At 60.0% G+C, this 15,806-nt stretch carries 12 protein-coding genes; 2 read left to right on the forward strand and 10 right to left on the reverse strand.

From position 1 onward, the window contains the following. The first annotated feature begins 41 nt into the window (after positions 1-41). On the forward strand, positions 42-1,148 hold the full coding sequence (locus FBY12_RS03110) for a PilT/PilU family type 4a pilus ATPase (protein WP_145251078.1): 1,107 nt from the start codon (positions 42-44) through the stop codon (positions 1,146-1,148). 253 nt (positions 1,149-1,401) lie between these two features. Here the strand turns inward: FBY12_RS03110 and FBY12_RS03115 are convergent, their stop codons facing one another. The 10 genes from FBY12_RS03115 to FBY12_RS03160 form a co-directional block, all read right to left on the reverse strand. Next, complete coding sequence (locus tag FBY12_RS03115; protein WP_145251081.1) at positions 1,402-3,357, reverse strand: acetoacetate--CoA ligase; 1,956 nt, start codon at positions 3,355-3,357, stop codon at positions 1,402-1,404. A gap of 69 nt (positions 3,358-3,426) precedes the next feature. Beyond that, positions 3,427-4,200 carry a 3-hydroxybutyrate dehydrogenase gene (hbdH, locus tag FBY12_RS03120; protein ID WP_101208754.1) on the reverse strand — a complete coding sequence of 258 codons (774 nt, stop codon included), beginning with the start codon at positions 4,198-4,200 and terminating at the stop codon, positions 3,427-3,429. A 7-nt stretch (positions 4,201-4,207) separates the two neighbouring features. Continuing rightward, positions 4,208-5,599: a GntP family permease gene (locus tag FBY12_RS03125; protein WP_101208753.1), complete on the reverse strand. Its 1,392-nt coding sequence runs from the start codon at positions 5,597-5,599 to the stop codon at positions 4,208-4,210. A gap of 274 nt (positions 5,600-5,873) precedes the next feature. Then, positions 5,874-7,289 (reverse strand): sigma-54-dependent Fis family transcriptional regulator, encoded by a 1,416-nt coding sequence (locus tag FBY12_RS03130; RefSeq protein ID WP_145251084.1) that lies wholly within the window; start codon positions 7,287-7,289, stop codon positions 5,874-5,876. Positions 7,290-7,427: 138 nt separating this feature from the next. Next, positions 7,428-9,002, reverse strand: a complete 1,575-nt coding sequence (locus tag FBY12_RS03135; protein ID WP_145251087.1) for an ABC transporter ATP-binding protein — start codon at positions 9,000-9,002, stop codon at positions 7,428-7,430. 14 nt (positions 9,003-9,016) lie between these two features. Next, the gene (locus tag FBY12_RS03140) at positions 9,017-10,039 is read right to left on the reverse strand and encodes an ABC transporter permease (protein ID WP_101208748.1); all 1,023 of its coding nucleotides are present in this window, start codon (positions 10,037-10,039) and stop codon (positions 9,017-9,019) included. Further along, positions 10,039-11,100, reverse strand: a complete 1,062-nt coding sequence (locus FBY12_RS03145; RefSeq protein WP_101208747.1) for a microcin C ABC transporter permease YejB — start codon at positions 11,098-11,100, stop codon at positions 10,039-10,041. Before FBY12_RS03145 ends, FBY12_RS03140 begins: the two co-directional genes overlap by 1 nt. Next, on the reverse strand, positions 11,100-12,968 hold the full coding sequence (locus FBY12_RS03150) for an extracellular solute-binding protein (RefSeq protein ID WP_145251090.1): 1,869 nt from the start codon (positions 12,966-12,968) through the stop codon (positions 11,100-11,102). Before FBY12_RS03150 ends, FBY12_RS03145 begins: the two co-directional genes overlap by 1 nt. A gap of 136 nt (positions 12,969-13,104) precedes the next feature. Then, on the reverse strand, positions 13,105-13,386 hold the full coding sequence (locus FBY12_RS03155; RefSeq protein WP_092269195.1) for a peptidylprolyl isomerase: 282 nt from the start codon (positions 13,384-13,386) through the stop codon (positions 13,105-13,107). Positions 13,387-13,499: 113 nt separating this feature from the next. Then, complete coding sequence (locus tag FBY12_RS03160; RefSeq protein WP_092269191.1) at positions 13,500-14,381, reverse strand: triacylglycerol lipase; 882 nt, start codon at positions 14,379-14,381, stop codon at positions 13,500-13,502. A gap of 339 nt (positions 14,382-14,720) precedes the next feature. Here FBY12_RS03160 and FBY12_RS03165 point away from each other — a divergent pair, with 339 nt between their 5' ends. Continuing rightward, positions 14,721-15,758 (forward strand): hypothetical protein, encoded by a 1,038-nt coding sequence (locus FBY12_RS03165; RefSeq protein WP_145251093.1) that lies wholly within the window; start codon positions 14,721-14,723, stop codon positions 15,756-15,758. Positions 15,759-15,806: the final 48 nt, after the last annotated feature.

Here is a 15,806-nt window from a genome sequence, read left to right on the forward strand (position 1 = left end):
CTCATATCTGTTCATTGAAAGCTTTGCAGGTGTTTTTTGCCATGGAAATTAATGCGCTGTTGCGGCAACTGGCAAGTCAGGACGGCTCCGATCTGTACCTCTCCACCGGCGCGCCGCCCAGCGCGCGGTTCGATGGCGTGCTCAAAGCGCTGTCGGACGAGCGCTTCAAACCCGGCGAAATCGCCGCCATGGCCGAGTCCATCATGGACGCCGAACAGCGGCTGGAGTTCGATCGGGAACTGGAAATGAACCTGGCGATTTCCCTCGCCGGCATCGGCCGCTTTCGCATCAACCTGTTCAAGCAGCGCAACGACGTGTCGATTGTCGCGCGCAACATCAAACTCGACATCCCGCGTTTCGAAGACCTTAATTTGCCACCAGTGCTGCTCAAAGCGGTGATGCTCAAGCAAGGCCTGATGCTGTTCGTCGGCGCTACCGGTTCCGGCAAATCGACGTCGCTGGCGGCGCTGATCGATTACCGCAATCGTCACAGCAGCGGCCACATCATCACCATCGAAGACCCGGTGGAGTATATCCACCGGCACAAAAAATCGATCATCAACCAGCGCGAAGTCGGCGTCGATACCCGCAGCTTTCACGCGGCCCTGAAAAACACCCTGCGCCAGGCCCCGGACGTGGTGCTGATCGGCGAGATTCGCGACCGCGAAACCATGGAGCACGCGTTGGCATTTGCCGACACCGGGCATCTGGTGATCTCGACGCTGCACGCGCACAACGCCAATCAGGCGCTCGATCGCATCGTCAATTTCTTCCCGCAGGAACGCCGGGAACAGCTGCTGCATGACTTGGGCAACAACCTCAAAGCCTTTGTGTCGCAGCGTCTGGTGCGTACCATCGACGGCCAGCGACGGGCGGCGGTGGAAGTGATGCTTGGCTCGCCGACCATTGCGGATTTGATCCGGCGTAATGCGCTGGACGAGCTGAAAGGCATCATGGAGAAATCGGCGGAATTGGGCATGCAGACGTTTGACGGGGCGCTGTACGGGTTGGTGGTGGAAGGCGCGATCAGCGAGGCGGAAGCGTTAAAACATGCCGACTCGCAAAACAACCTGCGCCTGCGCCTGAAGCTGCACGCCGACGCATCGCCCACCCAGCCACCCTCCGGCGAATGGGGCCTGATGGACTGAAACCTGCACAAATCCCTGTAGGAGCCGAGCTTGCTCGCGATAGCGGTGGGTCAGTCAGCATTGGTGTCGGTTGACATGACGCCATCGCGAGCAAGCTTTGCTCCTACATTGGTTAGGCGCCGCACGCGAATCCCTCATTCGGCACAAATCCCTGTGGGAGCTGAGCTTGCTCGCGATGGCGGTGGGTGAGGCGACATTGATGTTGAATGTGCGACAGCTTTCGCGAGCAAGCTTTGCTCCTACGGGGCGGTGTTCAGTCCGAGAGTTCCGGGCGGTTGCGGAATTGTTCCAGGGCTTCGGGATTGGCCAGCGCATCGGTGTTTTTCACCGCTTGCCCGTGCACCACGTTGCGTACCGCCAACTCCACCACCTTGCCGCTGATGGTGCGGGGAATATCGCTGACTTGAACAATCTTCGCCGGCACGTGCCGGGGCGTGGTGTTGGCGCGGATGACTTGGCGAATCTGCTGTTGCAGCGTTTCATCGAGCGGCACGCCATCCTTGAGCCGGACAAACAACACCACGCGCACGTCATCCCGCCATTGCTGGCCGATTGCGACGCTGTCCAGCACCTGCGGAATTTTTTCCACCTGACGATAGATTTCTGCGGTGCCGATGCGCACGCCGCCGGGGTTGAGCACGGCGTCGGAGCGGCCGTGAATCATCATCCCGCCGTGCGCCAACTGTTCGGCGTAATCGCCTTGCGCCCACACGCCGGGGAACTGGCTGAAGTACGACGCGCGGAGTATTTCGCCGTCCGGGTCGTGCCACAAACCGATCGGCATCGCCGGAAAGTGCCGGGTGCAGACCAATTCACCTTTCTCGCCGATCACCGCTTGCCCGGCGTCATTCCACACCTCGACCGCCATGCCCAGGCTTTTGCCCATCATCTCGCTGCGGCGCACGGCGGACAGGGGATTGCCGTTGACGAAACACGAAACGATGTCGGTGCCGCCAGACATCGAGGCCAGGCACACGTCGCTTTTGAAGTCGCGGTAGACGAAGTCATAACTCTGCGGCGACAGCGCCGAACCCGTGCACAGCAGGGTTTGCAGACTGCTCAGGTCATGGCTCTGTCGAGGTCGCACGCCACTGCTTTCCAGCGTCGCCAAAAACTTCGGACTGGTGCCAAAAACGTTGATGCGTTCGTCGTCGATCAAGTCGAGCAAACGCTCTGGGCCGGGATGAAACGGTGAGCCGTCGTACAGCACCACCGCGCTGCCCACCGCCAGCGCCGAGACCAGCCAGTTCCACATCATCCAGCCGCACGTTGTGTAGTAGAACAAGCGGCTGCCGGGGCCGAGGTCGCAGTGCAAACCGTGTTCCTTGACGTGCTGCAACAACACGCCGCCGCTGCTGTGGATGATGCACTTCGGCACACCGGTAGTGCCGCTGGAATACAGGATGTACAGCGGATGCGCAAACGGCACCGCGACGAAATCCGGCTCGCCGCCGACGGCATAGAAATCCTCCCACAGCGTCACGTTGGCCTCGGTGTGAAAATCCTCGCAACGTGCCTGCGGCCGCGCGTACGGGACGATGATCAACTGCTGCAACGTCGGCAGGCGTTCAAGGATTTCGTTGAGTTTGGCTGTCTGGTCAATGTCCTTGCCGGCATAACGATAACCGGCGCACGTGATCAGCACTTTCGGCTCGATCTGGCCAAAACGGTCGATCACCCCTTGGGTGCCAAAGTCCGGCGACGAACAGGACCAGATTGCCCCGAGGCTGGTGGTCGCGAGCATCGCCACCAGGGTTTGCCAGGTGTTGGGCATGCACGCGGCGACTCGATCACCGAGGCCGACGCCGGCGGCTTTCAGGCTGTTTTGTAAACCGCCGACGTGGCTGGCCAGTTCAGCCCAGGTCAGTTGATCGCGCTGACCGTTTTCGGCGATAGCGACCACCGCAACCGCATCGTCGCGCCGGCGCAGCAAGTGCTCGGCAAAGTTCAGGGTCGCGCCGGGGAACCACTCGGCGCTGGGCATGTGCGAGCCTTCGCGAAGCACCGCGTCGGCTTGCTGGTGAAAACGAATGTCGAAGAAATCGGCGATGGCTTGCCAGAAGGCTTCGCGCTGATCAATCGACCATTGATGCAGGGCAGGGTAGTCGGCGATGTCGAGTTGATGCCGCTGATTGATGAAGCGCCGAAACGCCTCCATGCGGGTCTTGCCGATGCGCTCGGCGCCGGGTTGCCACAAGATGTCGGACATGGCTTGCCTCTTTTTGCTTATCTGCTGCTTGTCACAGGAAACCTCACGCATTCAGGGTTTGGTGCCTGGTTACTGCGCCAACCACCCGCCATCAATATTCCACGCCGCGCCACGCACCTGGCTGCCGGCCTCGCTGCACAGGAACAGCACCAGTTCGCCGAGTTGCGGCGGTGTGACGAACTCCAGCGACGGCTGCTTCTCGGCGAGCAAATCGTGCTGCGCCTGCTGCGGGTCGATGCCTTTGGCGGCGCGGTCATCAATCTGCTTTTGCACCAGCGGTGTCAGCACCCAACCCGGACAAATCGCATTGCACGTCACCTGCGTGGTCGCGGTTTCGAGGCCGACCACTTTGGTCAGTCCGATCACCCCATGCTTGGCCGCGACATACGCCGCTTTGCCCACCGAGCCAACCTGGCCGTGCACCGAGGCGATGTTGATGATCCGCCCCCAATTCTTCGCGCGCATCTGCGGCAGGCACAAACGGCTGCTGTGAAACACCGACGACAAGTTGATCGCGATAATCGAATCCCAGCGCTCCAGCGGAAAATCTTCCACTGCCGCCACATGCTGGATGCCGGCGTTGTTCACCAGAATGTCGACGCCGCCGAACTCGCGCTCGGCGTAGGCGATCATCTCGGCGATCTGCTGCGGGTCGCTGACGTCGGCCGGGTGATGGCCGACCTTGCCGCCGAATTGCCCGACCTCGGCAATCACTGCCGTCGCGTCGCCGAAACCATTGAGCACCACGTTGGCCCCAGCCTTGGCCAGGCTCAGGGCAATGCCCAGGCCGATGCCGCTGGTGGAACCGGTGACCAATGCGGTCTTGCCTGTCAGAGTCGTCATGAATACCTCACACAATGCCAGTGGCGTAGAAAGTACCGATCACCACAAAAACCGCCAGGGTCTTGATCAGCGTAATACAGAAAATGTCTTTGTAAGCTTCGCGGTGCGTCAGCCCGGTGACCGCGAGCAGAGTAATCACCGCGCCGTTGTGCGGCAGGGTGTCCATGCCGCCGCTGGCCATCGCCGCCACGCGGTGCAGCACTTCCAGCGGAATATCCGCCGCGTGCGCTGCGGCAATAAAATCATTGGCCATCGCCGCCAGCGCAATGCTCATGCCGCCCGACGCCGAACCGGTGATGCCGGCCAGCAGGGTCACGGTGATCGCTTCATTGACCAGCGGATTGGGAATGTTCTTCAGCCAGTCGGCCAGCACCAGGAACCCCGGCAAGGACGCGATCACCGCGCCAAAGCCGTATTCTGACGCGGTGTTCATCGCCGCCAGCAGCGCGCCGCTGACCGCACTTTTGCTGCCCTCGGCCAGCTTGCTGCGGATCGCCTGAAAACCAAACGCCAACACCATGAGGATGCCGACCAGCAGCGCCGCTTGCACCGCCCAGATCGCGGTGAGTTTGGCGATTTCAGTGGTGACCGGCGTCGCCATGCCGGGCAACGACAGGCTGTGGGTCTTGCCGTACCACTGCGGAATCCAGTGGGTGAACAGCAGGTTCATGATGCCCACCGCCAACAGCGGCGACAGCGCGATCCACGGATTGGGCAGCTTGATGTCGGCAGCGGTTTCCGGTTCGTTGCGCAGTTCGGTGCCATACCCTTCACCGGCACGCTGGGCCTTGTTGCGTTGGCGTTGCAGAAACAGCATGCCGGCGCAGAACACGAAGATCGTCCCGATCAGCCCCAGCCACGGCGCCGCCCACGCGGTGGTGTTGAAGAAGGTACTGGGGATGATGTTCTGGATTTGTGGAGTGCCGGGCAGGGCGTCCATGGTGAAGGAAAACGCGCCGAGGGCGATGGTCGCCGGGATCAGGCGTTTGGGGATATTGCTCTGGCGGAACATCTCGGCGGCAAACGGGTACACCGCAAACACCACCACAAACAGCGAAACGCCGCCGTACGTCAGCAGCGCGCAGACCAGCACAATCACCAGCATCGCTTGCCGCGTGCCGAGCAAACGGATGGCCGCCGCAACAATCGACCGCGAGAAACCCGACAACTCGATCAACTTGCCGAACACCGCGCCGAGCAGGAATACCGGGAAATACAGTTTGATGAAACCGACCATCTTGTCCATGAACACCCCGGTAAACGCGGGCGCGACGGCGGATGGATCGGTGAGCAGCACCGCACCGAGGGCGGCAATCGGAGCAAAAAGGATAACGCTGTAGCCACGGTAGGCAGCCAGCATCAGCAGCGTCAGCGCTGCCAAGGCAATGATCACACTCATGGGTGTGTCTCTCCTGGATTGTTATTTTTGTAGGGTGATGCTTGTGGGAAAGGGCTTTAGCGGGAATCGTGCCAGATGGTTAAGGTGTTGAAATATAAAGAGAATATTTTATGATGGGAGGCGTATTTTGAAATTTGTCTCGGTTTTGAGATTTACTTTGTTGGTGAGGACGCCTTCGCGGGCAAGCCTTGCTCCTACAGGTACAGCGCCGCCCTTGTAGGAGCGAGGCTTGCCCGCGAAGGGTCCTTGTCTACGAACAGAGATTTATATCTCTTCAAAGAGACTCAGCAATCCCCAACGCCACCATTTTCTTGTACAACGTCGACCGCCCCAGCCCCAATCGTGCCGCCGCTTCAACCACTTTGCCGCCACACTGCGCCAGCGCCGTCTCGATCAACTGCCGATCAAACCGCTCCCGCGCCTGGCTAAACGTTTCGAGAACCACCGGCTCAACCACCGAATTCGCCACACGCTCAACCGGCGTAAACGTGCCAATCGCCCCTCGCATATCCGTCGCTGTCAGCACCAAGTCATCACTCAACAGCGCCGCGCGCTCCAGCACATTGCGCAGTTCGCGAATATTCCCCGGCCAGGCATGCTGGCCGAGCAATTCCAGCGCTTCGCGGTTCAATTCATGCTGACTGCGCAGTTCTTCAAGAATCGCTTCGCTGAGCGCCGGAATATCGTCCAGACGATCGCGCAGCGGCGGCACCTGGATCGGCAATACGTTGAGCCGGTAATACAAATCCGCACGAAACTCGCCGCGCTTGATCGCCGCTTCGAGGTCAGTAGACGTCGCCGCAATCACCCGCACATCGCTCTGGATCACTTCGTTGGAACCCACCGGTTCGAACTCTTTTTCCTGCAACACCCGCAGCAGTTTGCTTTGCAGCGGCAACGGCATGTCACCGATTTCATCGAGAAACAACGTGCCGCCCTGGGCGATTTGCAGTTTGCCGACCCGGCCCTTGCGATCCGCGCCGGTGAACGCGCCGGGGGCGGTGCCGAAGAATTCCGCTTCCAGCAACGCCTCGGGAATCGCCGCGCTGTTGATGCTGACAAACGCCTTGTGCGCGCGCGGCGAGGCGCCGTGAATCGCCTGTGCCAACAGCTCTTTACCGGTGCCGGTTTCGCCGAGCAACAACACCGGCGATTCGGTGCTGGCACTGCGTCGGGCACGGCGCTTGACCTCAAGGCTGGCGGCGCTGGTGCCGATGAAATGGGCAAAGTTGTATTTGGTCTGGCGCGCACGCAGCAGCGAACGGGTCGAGGCCAGTTCTTCCTGCATGCTCAGGTAGCGCTTGAGCATCGGCGACAGGCTGCGTAATTCATCGAACAGGGCAAAACCGATAGCGCCAATCACCGCGCCGGCATCGTCGTGGATCGGCAGGCGCATCACAATCAACGGTTCCTTGGGCGTGTCCTGCATGTCCAGCAGGATCGGCCGGCCGGTGCGCACCACTTCGCGCAACAAACTGCCGGGGATCACGCTTTCACAGGATTTGCCGATTGCCACTTCCGCGGACTCCAGACCAAAACGCCGGGCGTAGCGCTCGTTCATCCAGACGATGTTGGCGTCGCGGTCGACAATCACCGTGCCTTCGCTCGACTGCTCGATGATCTCGAACAACGAACGGATCGCCAGCAGACGAACGCGCTGGTAGTCCTTGAGGCTTTCGCTGGTGTTCATGTTGGTCAGGTCCGGAATGTGTGGTGGTTTTCAGGGCGCTATCGCGAGCAAGCTCGCTCCCACATTGGATTTGTGAACGCCACAGATCCCCTGTGGGAGCGAGCCTGCTCGCGATGGCCGCACCTCGGTTACAAGGCCTTACACCAAATGCGCCGCCGCCAGCAGTTCCTTGGTGTACGGATGCTGCGGCGCATCGAACACGTCATGGCTGGCGCCGCTTTCGACGACTTTGCCGTCCTTGATCACGATCATGTCGTGCGCCAGCGCGCGCACCACCGCCAGGTCGTGGCTGATAAACAGGTAGGTCAGCCCATGCTTTTCCTGCAGATCGCGGAGCAGGGCGACCACTTGTTTTTGCACCGTGCGGTCGAGCGCCGAGGTCGGCTCGTCGAGCAGGATCAGCGCCGGTTTCAGCACCAGCGCGCGGGCGATGGCGATGCGTTGGCGCTGGCCACCGGAAAACTCGTGCGGGTAACGATGGCGACTCTGCGGGTCGAGGCCGACCTCCTCAAGTGCGCGAATCACTTCAGCCTTGCACTGTTCGGCGCTCAACTGGCTGTGCACTTCCAGGCCTTCGCTGATGATCTGCGCCACCGACATGCGCGGGCTCAAACTGCCGAAAGGATCCTGGAACACCACCTGCATTTTCTTGCGCCACGGTCGCAGCTGCTTTTGCGTCAAACCGTCCAGCGCCTCGCCCTGAAAGCGAATGCTGCCTTCGGAATCGAGCAACCGCAGGATCGCCTGACCCAGCGTCGACTTGCCCGAACCGGACTCACCGACGATGCCCAAGGTCTTGCCGCGCTGCACGTTGAGGCTGATGCCATCCACCGCGTGCAAATAGGTCTTGCGCTGAAACAAACCGCCGCCCATGGCGAATTTGACTCGCAAGTCGTCGACCTCCAGCACGTTCTCGCGCTCATCGCGCGGCAGCGCTTCACCCTCCGGTTCGGCGTTGAGCAGCACGCAGCTGTAAGGATGTTTCGGCTCGGTAAACAGCGTTTCGCACGGTGCTTGCTCGACAATTTCCCCGGCCTTCATCACGCACACCCGCTGGGCGATGCTGCGCACCAGATTGAGGTCGTGGCTGATCAATAACAGCGACATGCCGAGGCGTTGTTGCAGGGATTTGAGCAGCAGCAGAATTTTGCGTTGCACCGTGACGTCGAGCGCGGTGGTTGGCTCGTCGGCGATCAGCAATTCCGGTTCGCAAGCCAAAGCCATGGCGATCATCACCCGTTGCCGTTGGCCGCCGGACAACTGATGCGGATACGCCTTGAGACGTTCCTTGGGATGTTGAATGCCGACCAGTCCAAGCAACTCGAGAATCCGCGCCTGCGCCGCTTTGCCCGCCAGGCCCTTGTGCACCAGCAAGGTTTCGCCGATCTGCTTTTCGATGCTGTGCAGCGGATTCAGCGAGGTCATCGGCTCCTGGAAAATCATCGCGATGCGGTCGCCGCGCAACTGACGCAAGACCTTGGCATCGGCGCCGACCAGTTCCTGACCGCGATAACGAATGCTGCCAGTGGTCACGGTGCCTTCTTCGGGCAGCAGTTGCAGGATCGAATGCGCGGTCACCGATTTTCCCGACCCCGACTCGCCGACCAGCGCCAGGCACTCGCCGGGGCGGATGTCCAGGCACAGGTTACGCACCACGGTCTGGCCGCTGAAGGCGACGTTGAGGTCACGGATTTCGATGAGGTTTTCAGTCATGTCCAGTGTCCGCTTCATGATCTTGGGTCGAAGGCGTCACGCAACGCCTCGCCGATGAACACTAATAAAGAAAGAATCAGCGCCAGGGTGAAAAATGCGGTCAGTCCCAGCCACGGCGCTTGCAGGTTTTGCTTGCCCTGGGCGATCAGTTCGCCCAGCGAAGCGCTGCCGGCCGGCATGCCGAAACCGAGGAAATCCAGCGCCGTCAGCGTCGATATCGCCCCGGTCAAAATGAACGGCAGATAACTCAGGGTCGCGTTCATCGCGTTGGGCAGGATGTGCCGGACGATCACTTTCCGGTCGCTGAGGCCGAGCGCGCGTGCGGCTTTGACGTATTCCAGGTTGCGTCCGCGCAAGAACTCGGCGCGCACCACATCGACCAGCGCCAACCAGGAAAACAGCGCCATGATCCCCAGCAACCACCAGAAATTCGGTTCGACGAAACCCGAGAGGATGATCAGCAGATAAAGCACCGGCAGCCCCGACCAGACTTCGAGCAAACGCTGCCCGAGCAAATCCACCCAGCCGCCGTAATAACCTTGCAGCGCACCGGCGGCGATGCCGATCAGCGCACTGACAAACGTCAGCATCAGCGCAAACAGAATCGACACCCGCGCACCGAAAATAACCCGCGCCAGCACGTCGCGCGCCTGGTCGTCGGTGCCCAGCCAGTTGACCTCCGACGGTGGGCTCGGAGCCGGTTTGTTGAGGTCATAGTTCGGCGTGTCGTCACTGAACGGGATCGGCGGAAACAGCAGCCAGCCGCCATCCTGCTTGATCAGCTTCTGCACGTAATCGCTGCGGTAATCGGCCTGGAACGGCAGTTGCCCGCCGAATTCCTGTTCTGTGTGGCGCTTGAACGCCGGGAAGTACAGCGAGTCCTGATAACTGACGATCAACGGCTTGTCGTTGGCAATCAGTTCGCCGCCGAGGGTCAGCAGGAACAGGCCGATAAACAGCCACAGCGACCACCAGCCGCGGCGGTTTTTCTTGAAACGTTCGAAACGGCGTCGGCCCAGCGGCGAGAGCTTGAACATCAGGCGTTCCTCGCGGCGAAGTCGATGCGTGGGTCGACCAGCGTGTAGCAGAGGTCGCCGACCAGTTTTATCAGCAGTCCGAACAACGTGAAGATGAACAACGAACCGAACACCACGGGATAGTCCCGCGATACCGCCGCTTCGTAACTCATGCGGCCGAGGCCGTCGAGGGAGAAGATCACTTCGATCAATAGCGAACCGGCAAAAAACACGCTGATAAATGCCTGCGGGATGCCCGAAACCACCAGCAACATCGCGTTGCGAAACACGTGGCCGTAGAGCACGCGGCGCTCGCTCAAGCCTTTGGCACGCGCGGTGACTACGTACTGGCGGGTGATTTCATTGAGGAAGGAGTTTTTGGTGAGGATGGTCAACGTCGCGAAGCCGCCGATCACCAGCGCCGTGACCGGCAATACCAAATGCCAGAAGTAGTCGGCGATTTTGCCCACGGTCGACAGCGATTCGAAATTGTCCGACACCAGACCGCGCACCGGGAACCAGTTCAGCGACGTGCCGCCGGCGAAGACTACGATCAAAAACATCGCAAAGAGGAATGCCGGCATCGCGTAGCCAATGATGATCGCGGTGCTGCTCCAGATGTCGAAATGGCTGCCGTGGTGCACCGCTTTGCGGATGCCCAGCGGGATCGACACCAGATAAGTGATCAGCGTCGCCCAGAGCCCAAGGGAAATGGTCACTGGCATTTTTTCGAGGATCAGGTCAGTCACCGTCGCGCCGCGGAAAAAGCTCTTGCCGAAGTCCAGTTGCGCATAGCTTTTGAGCATCAGCCACAGGCGTTCCGGGGCCGGTTTATCGAAGCCGTACTGTTTTTCGATTTCTTTGATCAACTGCGGGTCCAACCCGCGACTGGCGCGCGAATTGCCGTGCAGGGTCTCGCCCGAACCGCCGCCGACACTGGCGCCGCCGATGCCTTGCAGGTGCGCAATCGCCTGTTCCACCGGACCACCGGGCGCCGCTTGGACGATCACAAAGTTGACCAACAGAATGATCACCAGCGTCGGAATGATCAGCAGCAAACGCCGCAGTATGTAAGCCCACATCAGTGCGCCCCTCCGGATTGCCCGCGTTTGATCAATTCGGCGGTCATCTGCTCGTTGGTCAGCGGCGTCGAACTCACTTGCCACCAACTTTCGATGGCTTCGTCATTGCTCGCTTGCACGTTGGGAATACCGAAACGGTTCCACCACACGGTCGAACTGCCCGGCGGGTAATAGTTCGGAATCCAGTAGTAATTCCATTGCAACACCCGGTCCAGCGCGTGGGCGTAATGCAGCATGTCGGCCTGGGTGTCGGCGCGAATCAGGCCGTTGATCAAGCTGTCGACAGCCGGGTCCTTGAGCACCATGTAGTTGTTGGCGCCGGGATCGTTGGCCGACGAAGAACCAAAATAATTCACCAGTTCGCTGCCGGGGGAGGTGGTGACCGGGTAGCCGGTGATGATCATGTCGTAGTCGCGTGACATCAGGCGGTTGACGTATTGCGAGGAGTCGATGCGGCGGATGTTCAGGTCGATGCCGATCTGTTTCAGCGTGCGTTTGTACGGCAGGAGCAAGCGGTCGAGGCCGTTCTGGCTGGTGAGGAAGGTGAAACTTAGCGGCTTGCCTTGGGCATTCACCAGTTGATCGCCGTCGGGTTTCCAGCCGGCCTGTTCGAGCAGCTCCAGCGCCTGCAACTGTTTGTCACGAATCACCCCGCTGCCATCGGTTTTCGGTGCTTCGAAAACTTTAGTAAACACTTCGTCAGGAACCTGCCCGCGCAGCGGTTCAAGAATTTTTAACTCGGCCTCGTCCGGCAGTTTCCGCGCGGCGAGGTCGGTGTTGGAGAAGAAGCTCTGCTGGCGGATGTACAAGTTGCGCATCATCTGCCGGTTGCTCCATTCGAAGTCCCAGAGCATCGCCAGCGCCTGGCGCACGCGGCGGTCTTCGAACAGCGGGTTTTGCAGATTGAACACAAAGCCTTGGGCGGCTTGCGGCGCGTCGGTCGCCAGATGCGCCTTGCGCAAGCGACCGTCGCTGAGCGCCGGTCCTTCATAGCCAATCGAATAACCGGTCGCGGAAAATTCGCGGTTGTAGTCGTAGGCGCCGCCGCGCAGCACTTGGCGGGCGACGTCGGTATCGCCGAAATACTCGATGCTGAAGTGATCGAAGTTGTACAAGCCACGGCTGACCGGCAGGTCTTTGCCCCACCAGTCGGCATTGCGCTCAAAGGTAATGCTGCGCCCGGAATCGACCTTGCCAACACGATAAGGGCCGCTGCCCAACGGCGGCTCGTAACCGCCGCCACTGGCGAAATCGCGGGTTTTCCACCAATGCTCGGGGAACACCGGCAACGTCGCGACGTCGAGCGGCAGGGTGCGGTTTTCGTTGCTTTTGAAGTCGAAACGGACCACCAGCGGCGACTCGATTACCACTTCTTTGACGTCGGCGAATTGCGTGCGATAGCGCAGGCTGCCCTGGGTCATCAGCAGGTCGAAGGTGTAACGCACGTCTTCAGCGGTGATCGGCTTGCCATCGGCGAAACGCGCTTTTGGATTCAGGTAGAAACGCAGCGACAAGCCATCTTCGGAGCGCTCGATCTGCTGCGCCACCAGGCCGTACACCGTGTAGGGCTCGTCCTGGGATCGCTGGGCCAGCGGCGAATAGAGCAAACCATCGATCTGGTTAACGCCGATGCCTTTGTCTATATAAGGAAGGATGTGATCGAAGTGACCGATCTCGATTGCGGAGCGGCGCATGGTGCCGCCCTTGGGCGCCTGCGGATTGGTGTAGGCAAAGTGACTGAAGCCGGCAGGATATTTCGCCGGTTCGCCGTACACGGTCAATGCATGTTGCGGTGCTGCATTCACACCAACGGCGCTCAATAGCAGGGCCGCGGCAGTGAATATCAAAGTAGGGAAAGCCAGTCGCATTGTCAGCCTTAGAGCCGGGTGATCGATAAGCACAATTTGTACGCTAGCGGCGCGTCCCTCGCCAGCCGAATCACGCATCGCAAACACAACGGCCCACCAAAAGGCGGGCCGCTGTGCACAAAACTCAAGCGTCAGATCAGTCCTGGCGGCTGGTCACTTCCAGCAGGTGATAACCGAACTGGGTTTTAACCGGGCCTTGCACGACGTTGATTGGCGCGCTGAAAACCACGGTGTCGAATTCCTTGACCATCTGGCCTGGACCGAACGAACCCAGATCACCGCCCTGACGGCTGGATGGGCAAGTGGAGTTGGCCTTGGCAACTTCGGCGAAATCAGCGCCACCTTCGATTTGCGTTTTCAGTTCGTTGCACTTGTCTTCGCTGGCAACGAGGATGTGACGGGCAGTGGCTTTAGGCATGGGAAATTCTCCAGTCAATGTTCAGTAAAGTGCGGAGCCTACCGGATTCAGTGGTCTATTTCTTCTCAAAGTTCCATCCGAAGCTGGCCAGCGGAGCAAACCGGGGCGCCGGATCAGAGCCCGACTTTTCTAAGACGCTCGGCATGCAGCAGATACAGCTCGATCGGGTCGACGCCTTTGCGGCTACGTCCCGGCGTGTGCATCAGGCTGTCCAGATGGTCCATCGGATAATCCGAACGAATCACCTTGCCCAAGTGCGAGCTGAAGCGACCGACCAGCCCGTCGTTTTGCCCGGCTTCGGTGGTGAAGTATTCGGAAAAGGCCCGCAGGAATGCGTGGGCCGGGTCGAAAGCACCGAGGCCTTCATCAATAATCGATTCCGGCAAAATGCCGCTCCACGAGTAATAACGCACACCATTGACCAGCTCTTTACCCTTGCCGCCCCAGGTTTTCGGCAGGCCTTGCGGGTATTTGTCATTGAAGGCACCGACGCCTTCGGTGGTCAGCGCGTTGAGCGCGGCCACGGCGTTTTGCGGCATCTGATGGTTGCCGCTGAGCAGCGACAGAAAGTCTGCAAATAACGTTGCGATCTGCTTGGCCACCTTCTCCGGTAAACGCCCAGGCTTAAGCGCCATGCGCAATGAGTCCGCCAGTTCCGAACCGTGGTTCGGGCCGCTGACGGAGGTCACCGACGCCACGCAATCTGGCGCGATGGCTGCGGCGTAACGGGCGGCCAATGCACCTTGGCTGTGGCCAATCAGGTTGACCTGACGTGCGCCGGTTCCTTGTAAAACGCGATCGATCTGCGCCAACAACTGTTCGCCGCGTACCTCGTTGCTATGGGTAGCCGACAGGTGTGGGACGAAGACCCTGGCGCCGTGGCTGCGCAGGGCTTGCTTGACGTCCTGGAACAATTCGACTTTGCCGATACGGTCGAAGCCAAAAAGACCATGTACCAGAAGGATTGGGTGTTGAGTTGTCGCATTCCGTTGCATGTTCGTACCTTTTTCGCAGAAGTTCAGGGAGGTGAGCAGACGGCCACTCTAAAACACTCCAGCGGGTAGGCGATGTACGAAAAAGCCGCGGTGATTGCAGGAAAACGGAATAGAAAAGGTATGACGTTTCCGATCTGGGTGAAGCCTGTTTCGGAACATTTCGACATCTTTTTGCGTGGATAAACGGAATTCGCACCAGTGGCCTACCGAACGGACAGCATTTGCCTGGCCTCCGTAGAGCGATCCCCTGACATCCGCCAGCAAAACGTTGAGCTTAAATGGGCCTCGTTCGATGCCGCCCTGCGGGACGGCACGTATACCAAGGACTGGAGTAGATGAATGAGCACACTTGAAGCACAAGCAGGAAGGCTGGCAGCTCCACAGGTACAGAAAGCTGAAAACCAGGTCCTTGATCCGGCGCTTAAAAAAGCCATTGTCAGGGTCCTGCCTTATCCGGGCATGGCCAGCGGTGACAGATTGGTGCTGCACTGGTCGGGGCTGGACGCCGAAGGCCTGGCTTATCAACACGAGGCGACGCATTTTGTCAGCCAGCGCCAAGTGGGCCGGGAGGTGATTTTTTCCGTCGCCGGTCAGCACCTTGGCGCAATTGATGGCGGTTCTCTGGAGGTTTACTACACGCTCACCAGCCGCTGCCTGCCCGAGTCGGTGCAGTCCCGGCGTTTGCAGTTGAACGTGGGCGATACGCCCAGCGGGTTGCTGCCGATTGTGATCAATGATGCGGTCAGCGGCACGCTCGATCCGGACCGGGTGACTGAAGGTGCGCGGGTGACGATTCGACCGTATGCGCGGATGGCGGCGGGAGATCGCGCTGTACTCTTTTGGGAAGGCGCGACGCCACAGACCAGTTTCAGCGACCGCCTGAAAATCGAAGCGTTCGCCGTTGGCCAGGCGCTGTCGTTCTGGGTCAATCCCGAGTTCATTGCGCCGGTCCTGGGTAAGTCGGTGACGATCAGGTATTGCATTGAACAACACGGCCAGGCGCCGCATTACTCGGAGCCGACGCAATTGTCTATCGGGCCGCTGCAACGCGCGCCGCTGCTGGCTCCGGTGATACTGGAAGCCGAGGAAGGCTGGCTGGACCTGCAAGACTCGATTGATGGCGTGACCATCGTGATTGACGATCCGAAGACCGAGGAGGGCGAGTTGGTCTACCTGAAAATCGACGGCAGCCATTTCAGTCACCGCGACGAGCGCGATATCTCACAAGAGATGGCCGGCGAGCCGCTGGTGTTTGTCGTTCCCTATCGGTTCTGGCGAGAGCATCAGGGCTCGTCGGTACGAGTCAGCTATTCGATTGAACGCCTGGATGACATGACGCAGGTTTCGGAAGCGGCTCTGGTACAGGTGCAAGGCTGAGCGATTGCTGGGTTGCAGCCGCTTCCAGTCTCCAATTGAAGACTGGAA

The organism is Pseudomonas sp. SJZ131 (genome assembly GCF_007828705.1).
In the GTDB taxonomy this organism is placed as follows: domain Bacteria; phylum Pseudomonadota; class Gammaproteobacteria; order Pseudomonadales; family Pseudomonadaceae; genus Aquipseudomonas; species Aquipseudomonas prosekii.

What these genes read in the sequence shown, in the direction of transcription:
- FBY12_RS03145 (WP_101208747.1), bottom strand. Translation starts at nt 11,100, where the DNA reads ATGTGGGCTTACATACTGCGGCGTTTGCTGCTGATCATTCCGACGCTG.
- FBY12_RS03165 (WP_145251093.1), top strand. Translation starts at nt 14,721, where the DNA reads ATGAGCACACTTGAAGCACAAGCAGGAAGGCTGGCAGCTCCACAGGTA.
- FBY12_RS03155 (WP_092269195.1), bottom strand. Translation starts at nt 13,386, where the DNA reads ATGCCTAAAGCCACTGCCCGTCACATCCTCGTTGCCAGCGAAGACAAG.
- FBY12_RS03130 (WP_145251084.1), bottom strand. Translation starts at nt 7,289, where the DNA reads ATGAACACCAGCGAAAGCCTCAAGGACTACCAGCGCGTTCGTCTGCTG.
- hbdH (WP_101208754.1), bottom strand. Translation starts at nt 4,200, where the DNA reads ATGACGACTCTGACAGGCAAGACCGCATTGGTCACCGGTTCCACCAGC.
- FBY12_RS03110 (WP_145251078.1), top strand. Translation starts at nt 42, where the DNA reads ATGGAAATTAATGCGCTGTTGCGGCAACTGGCAAGTCAGGACGGCTCC.
- FBY12_RS03140 (WP_101208748.1), bottom strand. Translation starts at nt 10,039, where the DNA reads ATGTTCAAGCTCTCGCCGCTGGGCCGACGCCGTTTCGAACGTTTCAAG.
- FBY12_RS03150 (WP_145251090.1), bottom strand. Translation starts at nt 12,968, where the DNA reads ATGCGACTGGCTTTCCCTACTTTGATATTCACTGCCGCGGCCCTGCTA.
- FBY12_RS03135 (WP_145251087.1), bottom strand. Translation starts at nt 9,002, where the DNA reads ATGACTGAAAACCTCATCGAAATCCGTGACCTCAACGTCGCCTTCAGC.
- FBY12_RS03160 (WP_092269191.1), bottom strand. Translation starts at nt 14,381, where the DNA reads ATGCAACGGAATGCGACAACTCAACACCCAATCCTTCTGGTACATGGT.
- FBY12_RS03115 (WP_145251081.1), bottom strand. Translation starts at nt 3,357, where the DNA reads ATGTCCGACATCTTGTGGCAACCCGGCGCCGAGCGCATCGGCAAGACC.
- FBY12_RS03125 (WP_101208753.1), bottom strand. Translation starts at nt 5,599, where the DNA reads ATGAGTGTGATCATTGCCTTGGCAGCGCTGACGCTGCTGATGCTGGCT.